The organism is Alteromonas sp. ABH4_456 (assembly GCF_056160645.1).
Genome location: NZ_JBSWXO010000004.1, coordinates 182,801 through 206,741 on the forward strand (window position 1 = coordinate 182,801; position 23,941 = coordinate 206,741).

A 23,941-nucleotide genomic window follows, 5' to 3' on the forward strand; every position below is an offset into this window, starting at 1 on the left:
AAATTGTCCGGTAAGTCATTGGTCCGGCGATATGAAGCATCAAAAGTAAAGTTATGATGGTTACCGGCCGATAACACTTATACACAGCCTGATCTGAAATGACAGACAGGTATAATTGCCTGAAGATTAAATCGCTGAGTGAACATAGGTTCGAGGGGCCATATGCAAAAAATTACACTTATTAGTTTTGGGTTTAAATATGGTATCCCAAACTCGAATTATTATTTTGACGTCAGTTTCGCCAAAAATCCTGCCCGTGAAAGTCGCTGGAATTTATTCGATAAGCCAGATGATGAAATGGTGGACTATGTACTGAGTCAGCCGGCTGTAAATGATTTTATCTCGGCACTTCTTCCTATGCTAAACGTTATCGTAACCCTCGATGATGATGCCCGTGTAGCGCTTGGCTGTAATGCCGGACGTCACCGTTCTGCCATAATTGTAGAGCACGTAGCCGCGCGCCTGCGGGCCGCAGGAAAAGATGTGGAAGTGATTCACAGGGAGTGGAAAAATGAGCAGTAGTCCCAGCGTTGCAATTATTATTGTTTCACGGAACAGGAAGGACCTGGTTACCCGCAGTGTAGAGCACTTCAGAAGCGACAGTTTTGCCAATAAAGATATTCTGGTCGTTGAGTGTGGTACGGAAGTATCAAACCTCAGTGAGTTTAATACCATTTGCTATACCGATGACGACTTCAAAGGTAAGTGTTTCGGCCACAATGTGGGCCTGAACTATCTGAACATGCAGAAAACCTATGATTACTATCTTTTCTGCATGAATGATGTGTTTGTCGAAGAGAAGACGGATTTTATTCAGGAAATGATTGATGTTATGCAGGAGAATCCGCGCCTCGCCATGATGTCACCTGCCGAACACGGCGCGCAGTACCCGGGGGCGATTCCTCAGGATAAAGGACTCCGGCCGGTTACCACATCAGATTACCTGATGCTGTTCATTCGCGGCGAAGTCGTGAGTAAGTACGGCTTTTTAAATCACACCTTTAAATATTGCTGGGGAGCTATTCATGAATATACTTACCAGCTTTATTCCGATGGCTGGTTCGCCGCATATTATGATTTCTTAACCTATCATCATCTTGGGGGGACGACCTACGGTAACAAGTCCACCAAGACTATCCCACGTGAAGAATATATCGCTAATGCAAAGCGTTTTGCTGCGGAGTATTTTGTGGAGCATTACGGCGAAGACTGGGATGAAAAGTTCTGGGAAACAGCATCCCGTGAGCATGACATTGAACACAACACTTACGCTGCGCACAGAAAATACTGGGAGCGTGGCTGAAGCCGTGAGTTGCATGCCGGCAAATAACAGATATAGGCAGTTCTGAACATGAAACCAATGATCCTGGCGACAGGAACACAAAGCGGTGGTACAACGCTGGTCTCGGCAGCTTTCTTAAAACATCCTGAGCTGGATGGCATACTCGATATGGCGTCAGACCGCATCGAAGTTAACCTGTCAGCGGTGACCACGCCGGTAACCTGGGTGAAAATGACGACTATTGCCTTTCGCTGGCAAGAGGTGGCCAGTGTTTATGAAATGCATGGTTATAAGCCTTATCCGCTGATGGTCGTCAGGAACCCGTTTGATGTATGGGTGTCGCTGAAGAAAAAATGGTACGGCCTGAACGGACTGACCGCTGAAGATCCTCCTCTTTTTTTACGGATGCAGCGCTTTCTTGAAGACTGGAAGCTGTTTATGGACTCTGGCTATCCGGTGATTCAGTTTGAGGCATTTATTGAGTCACCTGAAGCGCAACTTCGTGCAGTGATGGAGGCCTTGCCTGTAACATTTGATAAAGCTATGTTGAACCCGAATACGGACTTAAATTCCATATCTTATGTGGCAGAATCGAACGCCTCGTTCATTGAGTCTCTTAATTCGGGGGCATCAGATAAGGTGGCTTTTAAACAGGCGTTGATCACGGGACGTGAAGCTGAATGGATAACACAGCATTTCAGTGAATATAACGCTTGCTACGGTTATGAGAATAATCACAAAGTCATCGGTGAAGAAATTAACGAGCTGAGACCATTTCCTTTCGACAACCGGCGTTTTCTGGGGTTCGGTTCAATAGCATTAACCCGTAAAACATCGCCGAAATATCCGCAAATGCTGGCGCTGGCGAGAAAGCACGCCGGTGAGGGTAAGCAAATTGTTATCTACGGGGCATGCGAGTTTGGTGAATATCTGGCAGCTCTGCTGGCTGAAAATCATGTACGTGTCGATAAATTTTTCGATTCCTTTGCGGAGCCCGGAACACTTATCGGAAATTATAAAGTAGCCGCCAGAGATTCCGGCGACTACTTTATTATAGTGGCCAGCTTGAATCACTGTCTTGATATTAAAAATACACTAATCCGCGAAGGGACCTGCGACGACATTGTGTACATTTTCGGAGAGGGGTAATGGGGGCTTTAACGCGTTATGTCAGTACAGACTTTTCAGACAAGGTTATCGTTTCTTCCTGCGATGACGCTCTGCAGCTGGCAAAGCAAATTCTCGTCGAAAATGGCTTAGAAAATCGCCCGGAAGTTGAGCTTGTTCATTTCGATAAACTTATGCAAAGAGGTATTTGCCCTGCACTGATAATTGTTTTTGAGTCAGACTTACAGGCAGCACTGGCTACCAGTAAAAAACTCAAAGACTATAAAGATAAGGGAATTCCTGTGGTCTTTGGAAACGCCAGAGATGTTTTCTTTACCAAACCAGACGTAAGCCGCAGGGGTATTTCATATGCCGGCATGTTTCAGTTATGTGATGACTATATAAACGGTATTAAGCAACTGGACAAGAGCAATCTGGCATACGGTGAGTTTGGGGTATTTGATGGCAGAACCTGTACATTAGCCTGGCAAGTTTTTAGTCAGACTTTGAAACATTTTTACGCTTTTGATTCATTCAAAGGCATCGTGGGGAAAGCCCCGGGCGAAGATTATTTTTATCAAACTGGTGATTACTACGCTAATAAAGAGACCTTTTTGCTGAATTTTACTGTGGCAGGCGGGCAGGAGAGTCGTCTTTCACTTGTTGAATGTGACTTTGATAACTCTCTTGAAACGCCGGACAAACATGAAGCAGTGAAACATCAATTCGGAGTTATTCACATTGACTGCGATGTTTATCCTGCCGCTCTGCATGCGCTTGAATTTGCGACCCCCCATCTGGCAGATAATTTCATTTTACTTCTGGATGACTATGACTCTATGTGGGGTGACAGCTCTAAAGGAGAAAAGCGCGCCCTGAATGAATGGATGTGCAAGCACCCTGAGTGGGAGGTTTCAGAGTTCAGAAGTTATTCCGCGACCGGCAGATCATTTTTATGTCACAAGAAATAACGCTTCTGAAACAGTCGCCTGTGGTGGCGCCGGATCAGCGCCTTATCGTTGGACTGGAGTTTACAAATGCGTGTAATTTCAGATGTCCTATATGCCCGCAATCATACCGTTATTCAAAGCAACCTCAGCCAGCAGGAGCCACGTATGACAGAGCAATTGGCAACATATCTTCTGCGGTCTTTTCCAGAATTGCGGACGAATGTGAGCGGGTTGCCAAAGTGGTTGAACTCAACTTCTTTGGTGAGCAGACGTTACATCCAAAGTACCACGATTTTCTGGAAATATTGGCCAGACGTAAAAGTTATCAACTGGTAACGAATACTAATATGTCGCTGATGGATGAAAAAACCATGCGTACATGGATTAAGGCCGGAATGAATCAGGTCAGACTGAGTATCGATGCTATTGATGACGACGTATTTGACATTGCACGCCCTGGCAGAGTCAAAGACTTACAGGGAAATAGTATAAAAAAGAACAGGTTGGAAGCGATTCACGAGAAGATGAAATTGTGGTTCTCGATGCCTGATCATTCACCTACCAGATTAGTCTTCGTGGAGAGTCAGTACAACAAGGGGCAGTCCGCCCGGTTCATGGATTATTGGCAACCCTACCTTGGGGTACGGGACGAAATTATTGTGAAGCCCGTTTTGTCTTACGGCGGTAAAATTGCCGATCCGTCCATTACCAGCGGAACATGTAATGTATGGGATATAAAGTTTTGTCAGTTAGACTGGCAAGGTAATGTGTCACCTTGCAATCTGGATGTAAATATGGATTTGCATCTAGGCAATATCATGGAAGATTCTTTGTATGATATCTACTATTCGGAATTTGCCGGCAAACTACAAAAGAAAACGGGCTGCGGAAACGACATTACGCCCTGCAAAACTTGTACGGACAGTAATTTCTGGGACGGTATCATCAGAGTGAAAAGTAAGCACTGATTGCTGTTTTAGCAGTAAAAATGCAAAGCTGTATGTCTGTGAGGTAACCCCCGGGCATTGGCTTCAAACGATTAACAGAGACTGAATTAAGGTCAGGGTATGACAGATTCCCATATAGAAAAACTATTTTCAGCATTTAAACAAACTGCGACACTGACTTTTCCGCAAAGGAAAGGTGCTTCTGATGAGAATAATCCATTTGAAGCGTACTATTACCGTGAAGACGCGGAGAAAGTTAAATTAGACAAGTGGCCTCACTATTTGGAAATTTACGAAGAAGTGTTCGCAAAATTCCGAAATAAAGAGAAGGTCAGGATCCTCGAAATCGGTGTGCATCATGGTGGCTCGCTTCACATGCTTAAACAGAGCTTTCCGGATGCTTATATAGTTGGTGTCGATATCAAACCTGAGTGTAAAGCATGTGAAGTCCCTGAAGATGATATTTATGTGGAAATAGGTGATCAGGGGGCTGTCAGCTTTCTTGAAGATGTTGTATCCAAACATGGCCAGTTTGATATTGTTATTGATGACGGTAGCCATATAGCCTCACATCAAAAAATTTCCTTCCTGTATCTGTTTTTGAATGGCCTTTCTGACAACGGGGTTTATCTCGTTGAGGATGTGTTTGTGAACTACATGAAAGCGTTCAATGATACTAATCCCAACTTTATGGAAATGGCCTACGATCTGGCAAGAGAGTTACAGTCACCTTATAAAGGAGAATTTGTTCCTGCAAGATTCCGCGTTGATAATGAAGATAAATATCAATCTTTGGATGTTTCAATAGCATACAAGAATATTCACTCGATAAGTTTCTTCGATAACATTGTCACGATTTCAAAAAAGGTGCGCGATGGCCTCCCATGTATGGAGTACCGGTAGCCAGGACTGCAGAGAATTACCGCGAGTCCGGTGAAATGGTAAGGTAGGCATCTCAGGAAAATATAAACCCCGCTGTTGCGGGGTTTTGTTTTACAGAGAGAAGTTTTGCATTTACGTTTTAAGTGTTGTCAGCCAGCCACTTCTTTTGTCTCAGATAAACAGTTTCATCAATCATATAAAAAATGTCTTCTAACTGAATCGTTCTGTTCCTGATTACTCCCCGGTCTCCTTTTATATCGACAGCAATCTTATGATAGTCACCGGGATTTAAAGGTATGGCGAGATAGTTGCCGAAATCCAAAAACAAATCTGAACCTGAAAGTTGAGCAATTTGCTTTTCCATGCTTTTAATTGCTATTTCGTCAGGCTCTGCAACAAATCTGAGCTTTTCTACAAACAAACATGCGTGAGCAATTCCTTTGCGCATTAACGGCATTTGTCTGGCGTGAAACAGCGGAGCGAAAAAGGGAATTTCTCCCTTGAATAGCCGGTTTTCATCATCGATTGAGTCATCATGTTTTGAGGGGTAATAATAAAAACTCGCGTCCGGGAATTTGTCTTTTAAAGCAGATCGCCAGCGGTCTATATCAGACCAGTTGCATGTACCTGTGAAAAGTAAGTCACTGTTTGAATCTGTACAAATCGCAATGGCTCTGGCGAAACTTACATCGTCCCAGGATTTATTGAACATAACGAGTTCTTTCTGCGCGGTTTCTTCAACGCAATTTTTATTTTCGAAAGTACCGTTGTAAATCTTTTCAAACATGCCATCCGACGTCGGGATATAAAACTCGCACAACCGGTTAAGCGTATATTTATTGCAATAACTCACTATCCGTAAGTGGCGGAAAGAAGATATCAAATCATAAGCGTCAGGCGCTTCAAGGTAGTCATTAATCAGAATTTCCGACCACTTCTTCCAGCTTTCCAGAGCTGCAGGCAGCAGGGTTTCAGCTTCGTCTGAGGCGATAACTTTTATCAAAAAGGCATTGGTGTAGTTCACAGTCCCGTGAAGCAGATAGAACAGCAGTGACTTGCCATTCGAATAGGAATCAAAAATCAGCTTTCTTTGCGCATCAACCAATCTTTCCACTGCTGTGGCGGTAGCCTCTGTACTGTCTATTAATGACCGTAATTTTCCTGCTTCGTTTCTGAAACTGTCAGTCTGGTAGCGCTCATTATATGTTTCTGCAAATTGTGCAGTATTGCTGACGGGCCGGAAGGCCACAGTATCGATGAAGGTCAGGGAAGCTTCCCTGGCTTGCGGGGGTGATGTGGTTAATATTAAATCCGGAGCCAGTGGGGACGTACCATTGATGAACGCACCATCGCTGGTGTTGTAGCAGGTTGACCCCGGATATTTTGAGTAAACCTGTTCCAGTATTGTTCTGGACATCTTGAATTCGTATTTGGTAAAAACGAACGGACGGAAGTTTCCTCTGGTTTTAATTGCTGTGTTGTTGGCTTCACGATAATCGTATATTTCATTACCGTCTTCGTCGTAGTAACCCGAGTCCTTACTGTGATGATAGGTGTCGTCGGTGAACCCCAGGTCAATACCGAACAGATATAATTGAGTAAAGCCAAGTTCACAGAACAGGTTATTCACTAAGTTGGCTACGGTAGGGTAGGCAAATTTAAGTTCGGTATAATTTTCCCGTCCGAGCACTTCAAGGCTGGATACTGTTGAAGACTCCCCGTCTTTAAACGCAATCAGTGTTTTACCAAAAAGATCTGAAGTATCAGGATGGATGCCGTTACAGGAGATCAGAGTGATTTTCTTTAGATAATTGAAGGCACCCACTCTTGAGCACCAGTCGAATGTGGAGCGGTTTTGTTCTATTTCCGCGTGATAATCAGGCGTGATGCCGGCTTTTTCCAGTGGCATGAGCGCAGTGCCGCAAGAGATGACAATGGAAGAATCCCGCCACTCCTTTATTGCCTCAATACTGGCATCAAGAGAAGGGCCGTTACCCACTATGAATACCGGAACATCAGCAATGTCGGCCGGAACAGGCCGCAATGCTTTCTTAGTGAGGATGGGCGAACCGCGCAAAATCATTTCTTTGGTATGCGAAATTCCGAATCTGGCATGATCAAAATATTCTCCCATGCTGATGAGCAACTGGAGGTGCTCACGCATATTCGCTATCGCGTGAGACAGGGTGGGATTGAAGTAACTTTGATAGAAATATGTGTCGACCAGATTATAAGGGCCGACGGCATAAAACTGATGAGTTAAATCGTTGGACAGATTGCTGCCATCGTCTCCTATATTGACATACAGCCTGCCTTCAATGGCTTCTGTCTGATCGAAAATTGCCTGCCAGTCGATGGCAAATAGTGAGGCGTAGAAAAAGTCGCGGTCAGGTTCACAAATAAATAGCTTATTTACAGAGTGGGACGCGAGCAATGCTTCAAGCTGATAACCAAAGCCAAGGCCAAAAAGAATCAGAGATTTTATCTCTTCAGGTAAATGACTCTTTGTCTCATGCAGTTTGTCCAGCAAGCCTTCTGTTTCTTCAACATACTGATAATGGAGGTAGTCGTTTAACTTACCTCCTGTGTATCCCATGATTAAACCATCTTTGTGGGGATATCTGGCAAAGTTTTGCTGATTAAGCTCACCTTCTGTGCGCGGATTTGATAAAAACAGCGTGTTATCTGTTTTATCGAGTAAGTTAATGTCACCGTTTTCGCATTTCACCGGAAACCAGTATGTTGGTGTAAATTCCTTAAATTCGTCAAAAATATCCGGAAAGTACTTCTTAAACGCCTTCAGGTTTTCAACAAATCGGGGGGCGCTATCATTTAACGCTTCGTGTGTGTCAGGGTCCAGATAAACGGTTGACCATACAGGCTTGAGTACATCACGGCGAATGTACTTTTCTACATTTAGGTTTTGTGCAGAAAGTACCGCCCAGTCATCTTCGCTGAAAGCACGGAAAATAGCGTCGAAAACCGGCGTGCTGTAATGCTTATAGAGGTAGAAGTCGTTAATGTTTTCATGCTGTTTAAGTTCAAGCAGGTCATCAACAATGGTGTTGCCGTTATTTTGCGGCATGAAAAAGAGCAGGGTATTTTTGTCCCGGGCTACAGAGAATATTCTGCTCCAGTCGCACATCATCAGTGATGCTTTGAAATACTGAATCTCCGGCTCATATATAATGAGGTGGCGAATGGAATATTCAGTTAATAAGTATTCGATATGTATTCCGCCGCCCAGGCCAAGACAAACCAGTGTGTCGATGGTGTCACCTTTTACCAGGGGGGCGTTTTCCAGCCGTGCAGATTTATCCGGAGACGGTGGTGATGTAAGAGAATACCGTTTGGCTGCATGGCTGGCCCAGCTGTCTACATGGGAGCACACTTCCTGTTCAGGATGTAAACCGTAGAGTGCCTGCCCTGCGCCGTAATCAATGATATTGAGTTCGCCAAATTTATTACAAAAAACGGATATGTTGCTGCTACGTTCATTTTCTACAAGAGAGGCGAGCTGAGGCATGTTGATCTTCAGCGTTTGCAGGCCTTTTTTATATGTCTTGATCAATGTTTCTGCATTTTCGGCCTCGATAGATTTCTGGATCTCTTCATCAGCATGCAGGTGAATTCTTATATCGTTTATGATCATTGACGGGAACTTTAATCATCGGAAAACATAAATGTTATGCCGAACTACCCGGCAGGGCAAGCCGGTGAAGTTAATTGATTTATAAGAACCTTCAATGCCTGATGAGGGCTGCCGGTTATCAATATCCGGTTGAGCAAACAGCCGGCAACACCTGTGAATTTTGGTTATGGAACTCCATACCTTGTAATTCATCCTCATAACCTTAAAGTTAACCATTGTGTTATCACAGATCTGCTATACTTCGTCATAGAGGAGGCGTGTATGATCAATTTCAACAGCAATTCGTCATCGACAACATCATTACTTCAGCAGGTGCAGGAAAAACAAACCAGCCTGATGGAGAAACTGGCGTCGGGCAAACGCATTAACAGTGCTGCCGACGGTGCGGCTGCGCAGCAAATCATCGACCGTCTTACTTCTCAGGTAGAAGGCAACCGTCAGGCAATTAATAATGCCTATGACGGTATCTCGCTGGCGCAGGTTGCGGAAAGTGGCTTGTCCGGCATTAATGACGATGTCAACCGTATCCGGGAACTCACCTTGCAGGCCGGCAGCGGCGTACTGAATGATGCCGATCGTCAGGCGATACAGTCTGAAATTACCCAGTTGCAGGATAATATCTCGCAAACAATCGATCAGACGACCTTTGGCGGTAAGCCTCTGCTGAGTGCTGAAGGGGAAATTAATTTTCAGGTCGGGGCAAATCCTGATCAGTCCGTGGGCGTACGCACTTCTGATGTTGCCGGCAATCTGTCCGGTATTTTGAATATTGATATCACTTCCGGCGATTTGGATGCTGCGTTGCAGGCGGCTGATGAAGCCGTTGAGTCTGTGGGCGGATTCCGCGCAGATCTCGGAGCGACACAGAACGCACTGGCCAGTACGGCAAGAAACCTCAGTGAAGCCGATGTGAACGTGTCTGCAGCCCGCAGCCGAATTCAGGATCTGGACTATGCGCAGGCGGTATCAGAAAATATTTCTAACAGCGTACTGGGTCAGGCTGCTACTTCTGTGCAGGCACAGGCGAACCAACAGCAAGGACAGGTTCTGGCATTGTTAAACTAGAACGGGTGTGATTACGTTTTAATCAAAAAGGCAGGTTAAACCTGCTTTTTTTGCTTCAGGAACAAGAATCAGTGTTTGCGAACTGATCTTTTACCGCTACAATCATGCAGATGCGCTAAACTGTAAATAATAAAAATGCGTTCTCGGGGAATAGATGAAGGAAATTCTGCTCGTTAGTGATGACGGCGAACTCATTCAAAAATTAGAAACCGTTATCACGTTCATGGGGGAAGCTTGCTACGGGCAATCTTTTGCGGATAGCTACGGCTATCTGAATACCCATACCGTTGAAGCGGTCATGATTGATTACGCCAGAGCTGACCAGGTTCAAAACCTGGTGGCGCAGTTTCCTCACATCCCGTTTGTCGCTATTCAGGCGCAGGATGGCCTTATTGCACCGAATTGCAATCTGGTCAGCACCGCTACACTTCCTATTACTTACCCGGTACTGACTCAGGCAATTCATCGTTGCCAGGAATACACCCGTCACCGTCCGGGCCCGGTAAAAACCGCTGGCCTGAAAACCCGTCTTTTCCGTAGCCTTGTTGGCCGCAGCCAGCAAATCCAGACTGTACGTAAACTGGTTGAGCAGGTTGCTCCGACCGATGCCACCGTGCTGATTCTGGGTGAGTCCGGTACCGGTAAAGAGGTTATCGCCCGTAACGTTCACTTTATGTCTGAGCGTAAAGAAGGCCCGTTTATTCCGGTCAACTGTGGTGCCATACCCGGTGAACTGTTAGAGAGTGAATTATTTGGCCACGAGAAAGGTGCCTTTACCGGAGCAATCAGTGCACGGAAAGGTCGTTTTGAACTGGCAGAAGGTGGAACACTGTTTCTTGACGAAATAGGCGACATGCCGCTGCAAATGCAGGTTAAATTACTGCGGGTATTGCAGGAACGGACATTTGAGCGTGTTGGTGGTCATACACCGATAAAAGCCAATGTACGTATTGTTGCTGCCACCCACCGTAATCTGGAAAACATGATTAAAGACGATAAGTTCCGTGAGGACCTCTACTATCGCCTGAACGTGTTTCCCATCGACAGTCCTGCACTTCGTGAACGCCGCGAAGATATTCCGTTGTTGCTGCAGGAATTGATCAGCCGTATTCAGGGTGATGGTGTATCGGTGGTTAAATTCACCGAAATGGCTATTTCCTCTTTAATGGAACATGACTGGGCGGGTAATGTCCGTGAGCTGTCTAATCTGGTAGAGCGGCTGAGTATACTGTTCCCTAATCAAATCGTTGATATTCAGGACTTGCCGCCTAAGTATCAGTACGGTGAAATTCAGGCTTACGAGCCGGATTATCCTGAAGAGTTGCTGGAACGCGATGCATTCAATGAATTGTTCGCCGAGTCAGCTGCTTCAGAAGATTTACGTTCACCGGTTGAAGATTCGGCTTATGCTGTCCCCCGTGAAGAGGGCGCGGAGTCTTCCCAGCTACCGGAAGAGGGCGTAAATCTTAAAGAGTATCTGTCGGAGCTGGAAATTAATCTGATCATACAGGCTCTGGATCAGCAGGACTGGGTTGTTGCCCGCGCTGCTGATAAACTGGGTATGCGCAGAACCACTCTGGTTGAAAAGATGCGCAAGTATGAAATTCAGCGCGAAGAGTCGGTATCGTCAGATAATTGACTTTAACCTTCTTTACAAAACCTCTGTAACCAACTGTTTTAAATGTAAAATAATACTGGCACATCAAATGCATTAACCCAGTCAGGACGTAATGTCTGCTTTTTGACGAGGGTTATCATGACATACGATGGGCATAGCTACGCAGCCGCTGCCGGCGAAGCATCCGTACATTTATCTGACTATCATTACGCGCATTCTGCACAGGCGGAAAGCAGTAGTGATGATATTGATGTGCTTAAAAAGCAGGCCAGTCGTTTATCTCATTTATTGCAGGTCATGCCTGCCGGCGTTATCGTTATTGACGGGCAGGGGATTGTGCGTCAGACGAACGGTCAGGCTAAGTCACTGTTAGGTGAACCCCTCGAGGGCCAGCTCTGGCGAATCATCATTGTCCGTTCATTTAAACCCCGTGCGGACGACGGCCATGAAGTGTCATTAATTGACGGCCGCCGGGTAAAGCTATCCATTACCCCCCTTGATAACGAGCCGGGCCAGCTTATTGTACTGACCGATCTTACCGAAACCCGGCAATTGCAGGCCAGAGTCAGCCACATGCAGCGCTTATCAGCGCTGGGCAAAATGGTGGCGTCACTGGCGCATCAAATCCGCACGCCGCTTTCTGCTGCGATGTTGTACGCCGCTAATATGAAACGCAAAGGCCTCGGGGAAGCAGCCACAGCTGATTTTGCCGGTAAACTCACCGATCGTCTGAAAGAACTGGAGAGCCAGGTAAACGATATGCTGTTGTTTGCCAAATCCGGTGAAGATCAGGTCGTGTCTGTACTGACACCTGCACAACTTGAAGATGCCATTGTTCCTGTTGCAGAAACCATGACCCGTCAGGCCGGCGTGAATTTATCTGTCAGTGGTTTCAGCGCTGACGCCACACTTACCGGCAATCTTACAGCCCTGCAGGGAGCGTTACTTAATCTTATACATAATGCCTGTCAGGTCAGTGAAGCAGGCGGGACGGTCTACGTTAATGCTGTTTGCAGCGGGGAACACATTGCTGTGTCCGTTATTGATGAGGGGCCGGGGGTTCCGGCAGCTGTGCGACAGAAAATTTTTGAACCGTTTTTCACTACCAAAACACACGGCACGGGCCTGGGACTCGCGGTAGTGAAATCTGTTGTGAATGCACACAAAGGCCGGCTTGGTGTGACTAATTTAGAGGGACAGGGAGCATGCTTCACCGTGACGCTGCCTGTTACCCGGACCACTTTATCCCCTGAGAATACAGGAGACCTTGTATGAGCCACTCTACTATTTTGATTGTTGAAGACGACGCGGGGTTGCGTGAAGCATTAAATGACACGCTGAAACTGGCTGATTACCGGGTTATTGCTGCGGCTTCTGCAGAAAATGCACTGATTCAGCTGGCTGCGGAGAAAGTCGATCTCGTCGTCAGTGACATTCAGATGGGTGATATGAACGGTCTGACCCTGCTGAAGAATATCAAAGCCCGTTATCCCCAGTTACCGGTATTGTTGATGACGGCGTATGCCACCATTGATGATGCTGTTCAGGCCATGCGTGACGGAGCGACAGATTATCTGTCCAAGCCGTTTGCTCCTGAGGTACTGCTGAATCTGGTCAGCCGCTATGCGCCGGCACATAAAATTGAGTCCCGTACGCCCATTGCGGCAGATCCCGGCAGTCTCAGATTGCTGGAGTTGTCCCGCAAGGTTGCCGGTTCTGATGCCACGGTAATTGTACTGGGGCCAAGCGGTTCCGGTAAAGAAGTACTGTCTCGTTACATCCACGATCAGTCATCCCGCGCTGCAGAAGCGTTCGTGGCAATCAACTGCGCAGCCATTCCTGAAAATATGCTGGAAGCCACATTGTTTGGTTATGAAAAAGGTGCCTTTACCGGTGCGGTTCAGGCATGTCCCGGCAAATTTGAGCAGGCGCAGAACGGCACTATTCTTCTGGATGAAATTACCGAAATGGACCTGGCTCTGCAGGCGAAATTACTGCGTGTATTACAGGAAAAAGAGGTCGAGCGCCTGGGCGGACGCAAAACTATTGCACTGGATGTCCGGGTCATTGCCACCAGTAACCGTGATTTGCGTCAGGCTGTAGAGGCGGGGGAGTTCCGGGAAGATTTATATTATCGTCTGAATGTTTTCCCGGTGGTCTGGTTGCCGCTGGCGAAAAGACCGGGTGATATTGTTCCGCTGGCCGAACACCTGATCCAGCGTCATACCGGCGGTCAGCGTGAAAATACGCTGCGTTTGTCCGGTGCCGCCAGAAACAAGCTGGTTCAGTATGACTGGCCGGGCAATGTGCGGGAACTGGAAAATGTTATCCAGCGCGCTTTAATCCTGTGTGACGGTGAAGTTATCGAATCCTCTGATCTGATGATTGATATGGCTGCTACACTGGCAAGCCACAGTATCCAGGCTGATGAAGTGGTAAGCGACGACAGTAAGCTCGGTTCTGAGCTGCGTCATCAGGAACATCAGATAATTCTTGATACGCTGCAGTTGTGTAAAGGGAAACGTAAAGAAGTGGCTGAAAAGCTTGGTATCAGTCCCCGTACCCTGCGCTATAAACTGGCCAGAATGCGGGAAGAAGGTATCGACGTTCCTGCCTGATCAATATTGCATCAATGTATTCATTGCAAGTGTGTGTTTCACACTAAAGCCTCTTGCCACGGCAGCCGCCGTGGCTTTTTTCGTTTTTCTCTCCTGCCTGTGTCATTAATTTGGCATTCTTTTTAACTCACTGATTAAATTGAAAAATAAAAGTTGGTATTGCTTTTGCTGTTGTCTGTTTATGAACCAGTGTCAGACAGCTTTCTGACGATAAGCAATGTAATGAGGAGTGGGGTATGGACGTTAAAGCCAACAGTTTGTATCAGGAGATGCAATCAATGATCGGCCAGACTCGTCTGCAGGCTACAGAGATGCCCGAACAGGCACTCGAAGTAAAAAATGCCTCTGCCAGCGATTTTTCAGCCATGTTGAAACAGGCCGTTGAAGGTGTGAACAACATGCAGATGGAATCAAAATCAATGCAACAACGCTTTGAGATGGGCGACCCGTCATTAAGTCTTGCCGAAGTCATGCTGACCAAAGAAAAAGCAGGCATTGCCTTTGAAGCGACCGTTCAGGTACGCAACAAGGTGCTGGAAGCTTATAAAACCATCATGAACATGCCGGTGTAGTGGAGTAGTACGTCATGGCCGAAGCAACAGGTACTAACCTGACAGTCAGCGACTCAACCGGCGAAACCGGCGGTTCAGACGCGGAGAATAAATCCGGATTCATGGACACGCTGGGCAGTGCCGACATGGTGCGCCAGATGGCACTGGTCGTTGTACTGGTGATTTGTGTGGCCATCGCCATTTTCATTTTATTGTGGGCACAGGAGCCGGATTTCCGGCCGCTGGCGAAAATGGAAACCGAAGAGCTTATCGAAACACTGGATTACCTGGATGCCAGTCAAATCGAATACAAGCTGGAAGGTAATACTATATATGTGCGCAGCGACGAGTTTCAGGATGTGCGCCTGGGAATGACCCGTCAGGGACTTACCCGTGCAGGAGATGCCGGCACCGATATCATCATGCAGGACATGGGATTCGGTGTATCGCAACGGGTTGAGATGGAGCGCCTTAAACACGCCCGTGAACAACAGATTGCAGCCACAATCGAAGACATGGCCAGCATTCAGAAAGCCCGTGTTTTACTGGCTATGCCAAAAGAAAACGTGTTTGCCCGCCGGGAAAAGAAAGCCAGTGCTACTGTTGTGCTCACGGCAAAACGTGGCAAAGTGATTGCCGGTGAAGAAGTGGATGCGGTGGTGGATATCGTCGCTTCCGCTGTACAGGGCATGGAGCCGTCACGGGTTACCGTTACAGACAGCAATGGACGTCTGCTGAATTCCGGTTCGCAGGATTCCATGAGCGCACGGGCGCGGAAAGAATATGAAATCGAGCGTCAGCGTGAACAGGAATATCTGGAGAAAATTGACGCCATTTTGATCCCTGTTCTCGGAATTGGTAATTATACAGCGCAGGCTGATATTTCCATGGACTTTACGGCCATGGAGCAAACCCAGCGTACATACAATCCGGACCTTCCTGCTGTACGCAGTGAAATGACGGTAGAATCAAATTCCGTTGGCTCTATCGCCGGCGGTATCCCGGGCGCGCTGAGTAACCAGCCGCCGCTGGAGTCCAATATTCCTGAAAACGCCATCGGACAGGATGGTCAGTCAGCGCCGGTTCCCGGACGCAGCAATCGCGAGTCCACGAAAAACTATGAGCTGGATACCACCATCAGCCATACCAAAAAGCAAACCGGTGTGATCAGACGTCTCAGCGTGTCTGTGGCGGTGGATCACGATCGTACCGTTGCTGAAGACGGCAGTGTCACTACCGCACCGAAAAGTCAGGAGCAACTGTTAAATATCCGCCGTCTGCTGCAGGGTGGTATAGGATTCGACGTCGCCCGCGGGGATTCTCTGGAAGTCGTCAGTGTACCGTTCACGCGGATGGATGCAGAAGGTGTTGAAGAAGTGCCTTTCTGGGAACGACCGGAAATCTTACCTATACTTAAACTGGTAGTGGGTGGGTTGATCATCATTGTATTGATTATCTTCGTGATAAGACCCATGTTACGTCGTCTTATCAATCCTGAAGAATCGAAAGACACCGACGAGTTTGATGCAGATGAAAGTCTCGACCTGGGTGATGACACCATTAGCATGCTGAGTCAGGATTTCGACGAAGCACAGGTTGGCTTCGCGCCGGACGGCTCACTGATGCTGCCGGATCTGCATAAAGATGAAGATGTTCTTAAAGCCGTGCGCGCGCTGGTGGCCAATGAGCCGGAGCTGTCTGCACAGGTTGTTAAGGGCTGGTTGACACTGGATGATTAAGGTTCAACGTAATGCCTGATGAAATGGCTCAAAGCGAACAAAGTTACGATATCAGTAAATTAGAAGGGGTGGAGAAAGCTGCCATCCTGTTACTGAGCTTATCGGAAGAAGATGCCGCGCAAATTTTAAAACACCTGGAGCCGAAGCAAGTGCAGAAGCTCGGTAGTGAGATGGCAAAAATCGAAGACATGACACAGCCGAAAATTACGGCGGTGCATAAGCATTTCATCGAAGAAATTCAGAATTACAGTACCATCGGATTCCAGAGCCAAGACTTCGTGAAACGGGCGCTGACTGCGGCATTAGGTGAAGATAAAGCGGCAAACCTGATTGACCAAATCCTCATGGGCAGTGGTGCAAAAGGCCTCGACTCTCTCAAATGGATGGACTCCAAACAGGTTGCCAGCATCATCCGGAACGAGCACCCCCAGATCCAGACTATTGTGTTGTCTTACCTTGAGCCGGAGCAAAGTGCCGAGATTTTGTCTCAGTTCCCGGAAAAAGTGCGTCTCGACTTGTTAATGCGTATCGCCAACCTGGAAGAAGTGCAGCCGGCGGCACTGCAGGAGCTGAACGAGATCATGGAGAAACAGTTTGCCGGGCAGGCTGGTACTCAGGCAGCGAAAATGGGCGGCCTGAAGTCTGCTGCCGATATCATGAACTACCTCGATACCTCCATTGAAGGTCAGTTGATGGATGCTATCCGTGAGCAGGATGAGGAAATGAGCCAGCAGATCCAGGATCTGATGTTTGTCTTCGATAACCTGATTGATGTGGATGAGAGAGGTATTCAGGCCATCCTCCGCGAGGTTAATCAGGATTCACTGCTCAAAGCGATTAAAGGTGCTGACGAAGAGCTTAAAAACAAAATCACCGGCAACATGTCCAAACGTGCTGCTGAAATGCTGCTAGATGATCTCGAAGCGCTGGGGCCGGTCCGCTTGTCTGAAGTGGAAACTGCGCAAAAAGAAATTCTGTCCGTTGCCAGACGTCTGGCTGACTCCGGTGAAATTATGCTGGGCGGCGGCGGTGGTGAAGAATTCCTGTGATAAGTGCTTGTGCAGTTAACGGGTGCCAGATTGTATGACTGATAATACAACACCAGATGACGAATTTAACGAGGCTAAATCCTGGGATTTACCGTTTTTGTCTGACGAAAAATCAACGCAGGATTTACAACGCACCAATGCGCTGAATCGTCGCAGTGACTGGAAATATGAACCTCCGGAGCCGGAAGAAGAAGAGATCCTGCCTCCTACTGCCGAAGAAATTGAAGCCATCCGTCAGTCAGCCCATGATGAAGGCTACAACGAAGGCAAGCAGACCGGCTTTGAAGAAGGCAAAGCGCAGGGATATACCGAAGGCAAAGAGCTGGGCCATGGTGAAGGTCTGGAGGCCGGCAAAGCCGAAGGTCTGGAGGCCGCTCAGGCTGAAATAGATGCACTGGCTGCAAACTGGACATCTCTGGCAGATAATCTCACTGCGCCGTTATCGCAGGTAAATGATGATACCCGCAAACAACTGGTCAGGCTGGCTGTATCACTGGCAAGGGCAGTGATCCGCACCGAAGTGAAAACCGGTGAAGACGCTATTCTGCAGGCGCTGGCAGAAGGATTAAAAGCCCTGCCGGTGAACGAAACCCGTTATCACATCACCATGCACCCCGACGACATACAGCTGGTCACAGAGCATTACGGAAAAGACACGGTAGAGCAGAAAGGCTGGCAGTTTATTGAATCTCCGGCAATGTCCCGTGGCGGCTGCGATATTACCACCCAACAGAATGCTGTTGATGTGTCTGTAGAACGCCGCTGCAAAGACATACTTAACAAATTCCTCCTCGACCGGGGGCTTTCAGATGACTAGTCCCTGGGGCAGTTATTTTGAAGATCTTGTCGACCAGATCCCCCAGCCTCCCGTGGTTGCCGCCGGAAAACTGGTTCGTGGTATTGGTCTCACCCTAGAAGCCGTTGGCTGTCAGCTGCCTGTTGGCAGTCAGTGTATGGTGCAGACCATTGAAGGGGAAATCGAAGCTGAAGTCGTCGGTTTCGGCGACGATATTACCTATCTGATGCCCACTGAAGCGGTGCGCGGAATTGTACCCGGTTCAAGAGTGTTGCCGCTAAACCGTGAAAGTGGTCTGGCTGTGGGTATGGGTCTGCTTGGTCGTGTGGTCGACGGTAATGGTCAGCCTCTTGACGGATTAGGACCTTTAAAAACCGACACCCGTGTGCCCACCACCAAACCACCCATCAACCCGCTGACACGCCGGCCAATCTCTGAACCTATGGATGTGGGTGTACGTGCAATTAATGCATTGAACACAGTAGGCGTAGGGCAGCGGATGGGACTCTTTGCCGGATCCGGTGTGGGTAAATCGGTGTTGCTGGGCATGATGACCCGTGGCTGTGGAGCTGATGTGGTGGTCGTGGGTCTTGTGGGAGAACGGGGCCGAGAGGTCAAAGAGTTTATCCACGATATCCTTACTGAAGAGGAACGCCAGCGCGCCGTGGTTGTGGCTGCGCCGGCAGACACCTCACCGTTAATGCGCCTGAAAGGCTGTGAAACAGCCGTGACGATTGCTGAGTATTTCCGCGACCAGGGCATGAACGTATTGCTGCTGATTGATTCTCTGACCCGTTATGCCATGGCGCAACGGGAAATCGCGCTTGCCGTAGGCGAACCCCCGGCAACTAAAGGCTATCCGCCCTCTGTGTTTGCACGCTTACCGGCACTGGTTGAGCGTGCCGGTAATGGCAGTGCCGGTCAGGGCTCGATCACTGCTTTCTATACAGTTTTAACCGAAGGCGATGATTTACAGGATCCCATTGCCGATGCGGCCAGAGCTATTCTTGACGGTCACGTGGTGTTGTCTCGTGCGCTGGCAGACAGTGGACATTATCCGGCAATTGATATTGAAGCGTCTATCAGCCGGGTGATGCCCATGGTGACCAGTGATGAGCATTTACAGCAGGCGCGGCGTATCCGTCAGGTGTATTCCACGTACAAGCAAAATCGCGATCTTATTTCTATCGGTGCTTATGCGAAAGGCTCTGATCCCCGAATTGATCTCGCTATCCGTGCGGAACCGGCTATTAATGCATTCCTGCAGCAAGGTATGAAAAACGTTTTGCCCTATGATGAGTGTCTGCAGGGCATGTCGGCACTGGCCGGCGGGTTAAGTAAAGGGTAACGTCAATGAGTCAGCTGGCACTGGTTGCAAAATTCGAACTGGAAAAAGAGCAGAAAGCTGCGCAGCAGTTTCAGCTTGCTCAACAGCACGTTATTCAACAGCGTCAAAAACTCAGCAATTTGCAGCAGTACCGTCTTGATTATGTCCGTCAAATTCAGGCAACCGGTAAAGGTGGCGTGGCGGCGAAAGCTTACCATCAGCATTTGTCGTTTGTGGGTAAGCTGGATAAAGCCTGTCAGCAGCAAATGAATGTGATTTCTCAGGCATCACTGGTCGCTGAGCAGCGTAAAAGGGCCTGGCTGGAGCAGCAAAAGCGCCGTAAAGCGGTGGATATGCTCATCGACAAAAAAGCGCAGGAAGCGCAGCGTATTGAAGCCCGCCGTGAGCAGCAAATGCTTGATGAATATGCCTCTCAGAAATTCTACAGAAATCAATTAACTAAATCACCATTCTAACTGCCGGTGCCTATGTTACGGCATAAATAAGCCCGGCGGTGCCGTAATTAATTTCTTCTTTAACGTCTGAAACCGGCGACCTGGAACAGCTTTTGCGTAGTTGTTAACGTGAAAGTAACTAACCCGCAAATACCACTGTTTTTTGACAGAAATACGTGGTTTCCGGGAAGAGGATTAAGATTATGATGCAACAAGTTGCCACTCAGCGTTCAGAAATTGCCGCTTTGCCGATAGATATCGATACATCCGCCGGTGTAGCGACGTCTGACGGACCGCAACAGGCTTTTGCTGATGTGTTTAACCGCGCTGCCACACCGGCAGAGCAGGCAAGAAAATCCTCTTCTGCCAGTCAGCGTCCTGACAATACTACAGATGCCAAATCCGCTGACAGTAAACGCAGTGTCTCCTCCCGTGATTCACAAACAAGTCGTGAGCCCATGGAACGGAATAAAAACCATGTGGCAGACGAACACAAAGTGACTGGTTCTGCGCAAACTGCGGCAAAACAATCTGCTAAAGAAAAGGCAGACGTTGAGAAAAGTAATGCATCTGAAAATACTGTGGTAACAGCAGAGGCTGAGTCAGAAACAAACGTGGAAAGCGCCGCCTCTGCAGATACGCAGAGTGCCACAGATAAAGCAGAAGATTCCACAGACTGGCTGTCTTTTGTTGATGCCGTGCGCCGTCTGAACGAAGGTGAACTTAACACCGGTGCACAGGTAGAAGGTGATGTCACTCTGGCTACCAGTGTTGAAGCGTTGCCGGAGGAACTGCACCTTGACGCATTGATCAGCGGCGAAGAGCTGTTTGCCGGTAACGGCAGTGATGAGCTTGAAGCGCTGATCACCAGCTTAAAAGAGGCGCAAAAAACGCAATCCGGAACGGGTGAAAGCAGTGAAGTTGACGGCAGTGAGTCATTACAGGCCCTTGCTGATGCCCTTAACGAAGCCGTCAATGCGCTGATTGCCTCACAGGAAGAGGAAAGCGCTGCCGCTGGTGCCGGTGATGCAGAAATCTCAGATGAAGAGGCAATGAAGCTGGCTGCCGCCATGATTGCTGCTATGAATAAGGCGTCAGGCAAAGATGTAAACAAAGCGGCCTCAGAGAATGCTGAAAATGCCGGACTGACTGAAAGTGAACTGGAAGCAGAAGCTGCCTTGCTGGTTTCTCTGATGAAAGCAGAAATGAGCGGCGAATCCGGTGCGGATAATCAACAGAGCGGGAAAGAACAGCAAACACTGAACAGCAGTGTATCTGCGAACGCTGAAGCGGGCATTGTCGCACAAAACACAGCCGGTGAATTTGCCAAAATACTGGCGTCATCATCAGAAGAATCACAGACACTGGTGACAGACAACCTGGCTGATAAGGTGGTGACTATGTTACCCGACACCGTCAGTGAAGGTCAGAAAGCAGAAGTAAAACAAGGCGTCATTGATGCCGTTAAGCAGTTTCAGGCTCAGTTGCAAAGCGGCAGTGAACAACAGTCAGCGCTGGAAGCGATGATTGCCGGTGCCATTGAAGAAGCCGGCGTGGCGCCGGTGGAAAACCTTGAGGTCATGCTGCAAACCGAGATGAGACAACTCACTGCCATTACGGGGACCGCTTCGCAACTGGCGCAGGGCTCCACAGTGACAGCTCTGGCATCACTTCATTCGGGCTCAGATACTACCGTAGCTGATATTCAGCAGGCCAGGACTGAACGGTCAGCCGCTCAACAGGCCGCTGATGCAGACAAGCCGGTGAATATTCATCAACCGGAAGGACAGCAGCAACTGGCTGAGAAAGTACGTTGGATTGTCAATGCCAGAAATTCCATGGCGGAAATCCGCCTCGATCCGCCGGAACTGGGCAGCATGCAGGTGCGGGTAAATGTATCCGGTGACGCCGCAACGGTAAACTTTGTCGTACAGTCAGCGCAGGCCAGAGATGCTCTGGCTCAGGCCGAGCCACGCCTGCGCGAAATGCTGGCAGAGCAGGGAATTAATCTGGGCGAATCTTTTGTCAGTCAGCAACAACAGGGTGGCAACGGTGAAGGTGGTGAAGGCAGTCAGCAGGGGGGCGGAAATGGCCAGCTTGCACAGGAAGCCGGCGAAGACACACAAGTAACAGAACAATCGCTTACCCGCCAGGCACAGGGCGGAATTGATGACTATGCTTAACCATGAGCAGACATACGCAATGGTTATTGCCAATTGTCTGTAATTCACCATAATACTCGCCGAAATGGTTAACGGGGAAAGCGCAATGGCTGATGAAGAGTTACAAATCGAAGAAGAAGGTGGCGGCAAGAAAAGTAAGATGATGTTGATCATCATTATTGCTGTGGTATTGATTGGTGGTGGTGCCGGGGCTTATTTCTTTCTGTTTGCCGGTGGTGATGAGCCTGCAGCAGAAGCATTAGCTGAAGGTGAAGAGGGCGCAGCCGCCGAAGTTGAAGGCGAAGCGCCGGAAGCTGCTCCGGCTTCGGGTTCTGCGGAAGTGGGAACAGCCTTATATGTTGCTTTACCGCAACCCTTACTGTTCCATATTCCGGGCAGTGGCCGCGAGCGTACGGTACAGATTAAAATTCAGTTGCTGGTCAGGGGCACTGATAATGAAGAAACCGCGAAAGTGAATATTCCGCTTATTCAGGGGCGTTTATTGCAGGTATTCAGCAGCAGTAATGCCGATGATCTGGTCACAGAAGCGGGTAAAATCGAATTGCGGGAAAAAGCCCTTGAAGAAGTACAGTCGGCCATGAAGGAATATACAGGGTCAGAAGTGGTTGAACAGGTATTGTTCACAGGTTTCGTGATGCAATAACGGGTTATCACAGTGAGCGATTTATTATCACAAGACGAAATTGACGCGCTGTTACACGGTGTCGATGATGTCGAAGAAGAAGAGGTATCGGACGCACCCTCCGACAGATCTGCGCTGGAATATGATTTCTCCTCGCAGGACCGGATTGTACGTGGCCGTATGCCAACGCTGGAAATTGTTAACGAGCGTTTTGCCCGGCATTTGCGGGTGAGCTTGTTTAACATGATGCGACGGTCTGCCGAAGTCTCTATTAACGGCATCCAGATGATCAAATTCGGCGAGTACATTCACACACTGTTTGTACCCACGAGTCTGAACATGGTGCGCTTCCGCCCGTTGAAAGGAACGGGGCTCATTACCATGGAAGCCAGACTGGTGTTTATTCTGGTGGATAACTTCTTCGGTGGTGATGGCCGCTATCACGCGAAAATCGAAGGTCGCGAATTTACGCCTACTGAACGGCGTATTATTCAGATGTTGCTGAAAATTATTTTCGAAGACTACAAAGAAGCCTGGGCGCCGGTCATGGATGTCTCTTTTGAGTATCTGGATTCTGAAGTTAACCCGGCCATGGCTAACATTGTCAGTCCCACGGAAGTGGTAGTTATCAGTTCTTTCCACATAGAGCTGGATGGTGGCGGTGGTGACTTTCACGTGTCGTTGCCCTATTCCATGCTGGAACCTATTCGTGAATTACTCGATGCCGGTGTGCAATCTGATAAAGAAGACACCGATTTACGCTGGAGTAAGGCACTGCGTGACGAAATCCTTGACGTAAAAGTGGCATTAACTACGCATATGCTGGATGTGGACGTACCACTGCGTCAAATTATGGAATTTAAAGCCGGGGATATCATTCCGGTGGAAATGCCGGAGCACATTACTGTGCTGATTGAAGATCTCCCCACGTTCCGGGCTAAGCTCGGACGCTCCAGAGATGCGCTGGCACTGAAAATTTCCGATAAGATCCCGCGTCCGACGTCGGTGAAATCGGAACTGCAATTATTAACCCGCGGCGGGCGCGTTATTGATAACGACGCTGAGCTGCAAGTACTTGAAGAAGATCTGTAGTGACGA

The 23,941-nt window shown here is 48.2% G+C and carries 20 protein-coding genes; 19 read left to right on the forward strand and 1 reads right to left on the reverse strand.

What is annotated here, in order from left to right:
- The first annotated feature begins 162 nt into the window (after positions 1–162).
- The 6 genes from ACXAG2_RS08300 (at position 163) to ACXAG2_RS08325 (ending at position 5,189) form a co-directional block, all read left to right on the forward strand.
- The gene (locus ACXAG2_RS08300) at positions 163–522 is read left to right on the forward strand and encodes a RapZ C-terminal domain-containing protein (protein WP_474851034.1); all 360 of its coding nucleotides are present in this window, start codon (positions 163–165) and stop codon (positions 520–522) included.
- On the forward strand, positions 512–1,303 hold the full coding sequence (locus tag ACXAG2_RS08305) for a glycosyltransferase family 2 protein (protein WP_474865913.1): 792 nt from the start codon (positions 512–514) through the stop codon (positions 1,301–1,303). Before ACXAG2_RS08300 ends, ACXAG2_RS08305 begins: the two co-directional genes overlap by 11 nt.
- 48 nt (positions 1,304–1,351) lie before the next feature.
- Complete coding sequence (locus tag ACXAG2_RS08310; RefSeq protein ID WP_474865916.1) at positions 1,352–2,431, forward strand: hypothetical protein; 1,080 nt, start codon at positions 1,352–1,354, stop codon at positions 2,429–2,431.
- The gene (locus ACXAG2_RS08315) at positions 2,431–3,360 is read left to right on the forward strand and encodes a class I SAM-dependent methyltransferase (protein ID WP_474865919.1); all 930 of its coding nucleotides are present in this window, start codon (positions 2,431–2,433) and stop codon (positions 3,358–3,360) included. Before ACXAG2_RS08310 ends, ACXAG2_RS08315 begins: the two co-directional genes overlap by 1 nt.
- Positions 3,345–4,307, forward strand: a complete 963-nt coding sequence (locus ACXAG2_RS08320; protein ID WP_474865921.1) for a radical SAM/SPASM domain-containing protein — start codon at positions 3,345–3,347, stop codon at positions 4,305–4,307. Before ACXAG2_RS08315 ends, ACXAG2_RS08320 begins: the two co-directional genes overlap by 16 nt.
- Before the next feature lie 99 nt (positions 4,308–4,406).
- The gene (locus tag ACXAG2_RS08325) at positions 4,407–5,189 is read left to right on the forward strand and encodes a class I SAM-dependent methyltransferase (RefSeq protein WP_474865926.1); all 783 of its coding nucleotides are present in this window, start codon (positions 4,407–4,409) and stop codon (positions 5,187–5,189) included.
- A gap of 118 nt (positions 5,190–5,307) precedes the next feature.
- Here the strand turns inward: ACXAG2_RS08325 and ACXAG2_RS08330 are convergent, their stop codons facing one another.
- Positions 5,308–8,820, reverse strand: coding sequence for a motility associated factor glycosyltransferase family protein (locus ACXAG2_RS08330; protein ID WP_474865928.1), 3,513 nt, complete (start codon positions 8,818–8,820; stop codon positions 5,308–5,310).
- A gap of 261 nt (positions 8,821–9,081) precedes the next feature.
- Here ACXAG2_RS08330 and ACXAG2_RS08335 point away from each other — a divergent pair, with 261 nt between their 5' ends.
- From ACXAG2_RS08335 to fliM, 13 genes are all read left to right on the forward strand, one after another.
- Positions 9,082–9,885, forward strand: a complete 804-nt coding sequence (locus ACXAG2_RS08335) for a flagellin N-terminal helical domain-containing protein (protein WP_119500559.1) — start codon at positions 9,082–9,084, stop codon at positions 9,883–9,885.
- A 154-nt stretch (positions 9,886–10,039) separates the two neighbouring features.
- The gene (locus ACXAG2_RS08340; protein ID WP_474844659.1) at positions 10,040–11,524 is read left to right on the forward strand and encodes a sigma-54 dependent transcriptional regulator; all 1,485 of its coding nucleotides are present in this window, start codon (positions 10,040–10,042) and stop codon (positions 11,522–11,524) included.
- A 117-nt stretch (positions 11,525–11,641) separates the two neighbouring features.
- Positions 11,642–12,778: a sensor histidine kinase gene (locus ACXAG2_RS08345; protein ID WP_474865931.1), complete on the forward strand. Its 1,137-nt coding sequence runs from the start codon at positions 11,642–11,644 to the stop codon at positions 12,776–12,778.
- Positions 12,775–14,121 (forward strand): sigma-54-dependent transcriptional regulator, encoded by a 1,347-nt coding sequence (locus tag ACXAG2_RS08350; protein WP_474865934.1) that lies wholly within the window; start codon positions 12,775–12,777, stop codon positions 14,119–14,121. The genes ACXAG2_RS08345 and ACXAG2_RS08350 overlap by 4 nt, the downstream gene beginning before the upstream one ends.
- Positions 14,122–14,357: 236 nt before the next feature.
- The gene (gene fliE / locus ACXAG2_RS08355; protein ID WP_119500563.1) at positions 14,358–14,693 is read left to right on the forward strand and encodes a flagellar hook-basal body complex protein FliE; all 336 of its coding nucleotides are present in this window, start codon (positions 14,358–14,360) and stop codon (positions 14,691–14,693) included.
- Positions 14,694–14,707: 14 nt separating this feature from the next.
- Positions 14,708–16,411 carry a flagellar basal-body MS-ring/collar protein FliF gene (gene fliF, locus ACXAG2_RS08360; protein WP_474865937.1) on the forward strand — a complete coding sequence of 568 codons (1,704 nt, stop codon included), beginning with the start codon at positions 14,708–14,710 and terminating at the stop codon, positions 16,409–16,411.
- Positions 16,412–16,422: 11 nt separating this feature from the next.
- Positions 16,423–17,460: a flagellar motor switch protein FliG gene (gene fliG / locus ACXAG2_RS08365; RefSeq protein ID WP_474865940.1), complete on the forward strand. Its 1,038-nt coding sequence runs from the start codon at positions 16,423–16,425 to the stop codon at positions 17,458–17,460.
- Between the two features lie 34 nt (positions 17,461–17,494).
- Entirely contained in the window at positions 17,495–18,277 is a 783-nt protein-coding gene (gene fliH, locus ACXAG2_RS08370) for a flagellar assembly protein FliH (protein ID WP_474865942.1), read from the forward strand.
- Entirely contained in the window at positions 18,270–19,604 is a 1,335-nt protein-coding gene (gene fliI / locus ACXAG2_RS08375; RefSeq protein WP_474865944.1) for a flagellar protein export ATPase FliI, read from the forward strand. The genes fliH and fliI overlap by 8 nt, the downstream gene beginning before the upstream one ends.
- A gap of 5 nt (positions 19,605–19,609) precedes the next feature.
- Complete coding sequence (gene fliJ, locus ACXAG2_RS08380) at positions 19,610–20,059, forward strand: flagellar export protein FliJ (RefSeq protein ID WP_474865946.1); 450 nt, start codon at positions 19,610–19,612, stop codon at positions 20,057–20,059.
- Positions 20,060–20,241: 182 nt separating this feature from the next.
- Positions 20,242–22,221, forward strand: a complete 1,980-nt coding sequence (locus ACXAG2_RS08385; RefSeq protein ID WP_474865949.1) for a flagellar hook-length control protein FliK — start codon at positions 20,242–20,244, stop codon at positions 22,219–22,221.
- A gap of 85 nt (positions 22,222–22,306) precedes the next feature.
- Entirely contained in the window at positions 22,307–22,864 is a 558-nt protein-coding gene (fliL, locus tag ACXAG2_RS08390; RefSeq protein ID WP_474865951.1) for a flagellar basal body-associated protein FliL, read from the forward strand.
- A gap of 12 nt (positions 22,865–22,876) precedes the next feature.
- The gene (gene fliM / locus ACXAG2_RS08395) at positions 22,877–23,935 is read left to right on the forward strand and encodes a flagellar motor switch protein FliM (RefSeq protein WP_119500571.1); all 1,059 of its coding nucleotides are present in this window, start codon (positions 22,877–22,879) and stop codon (positions 23,933–23,935) included.
- Positions 23,936–23,941: the final 6 nt, after the last annotated feature.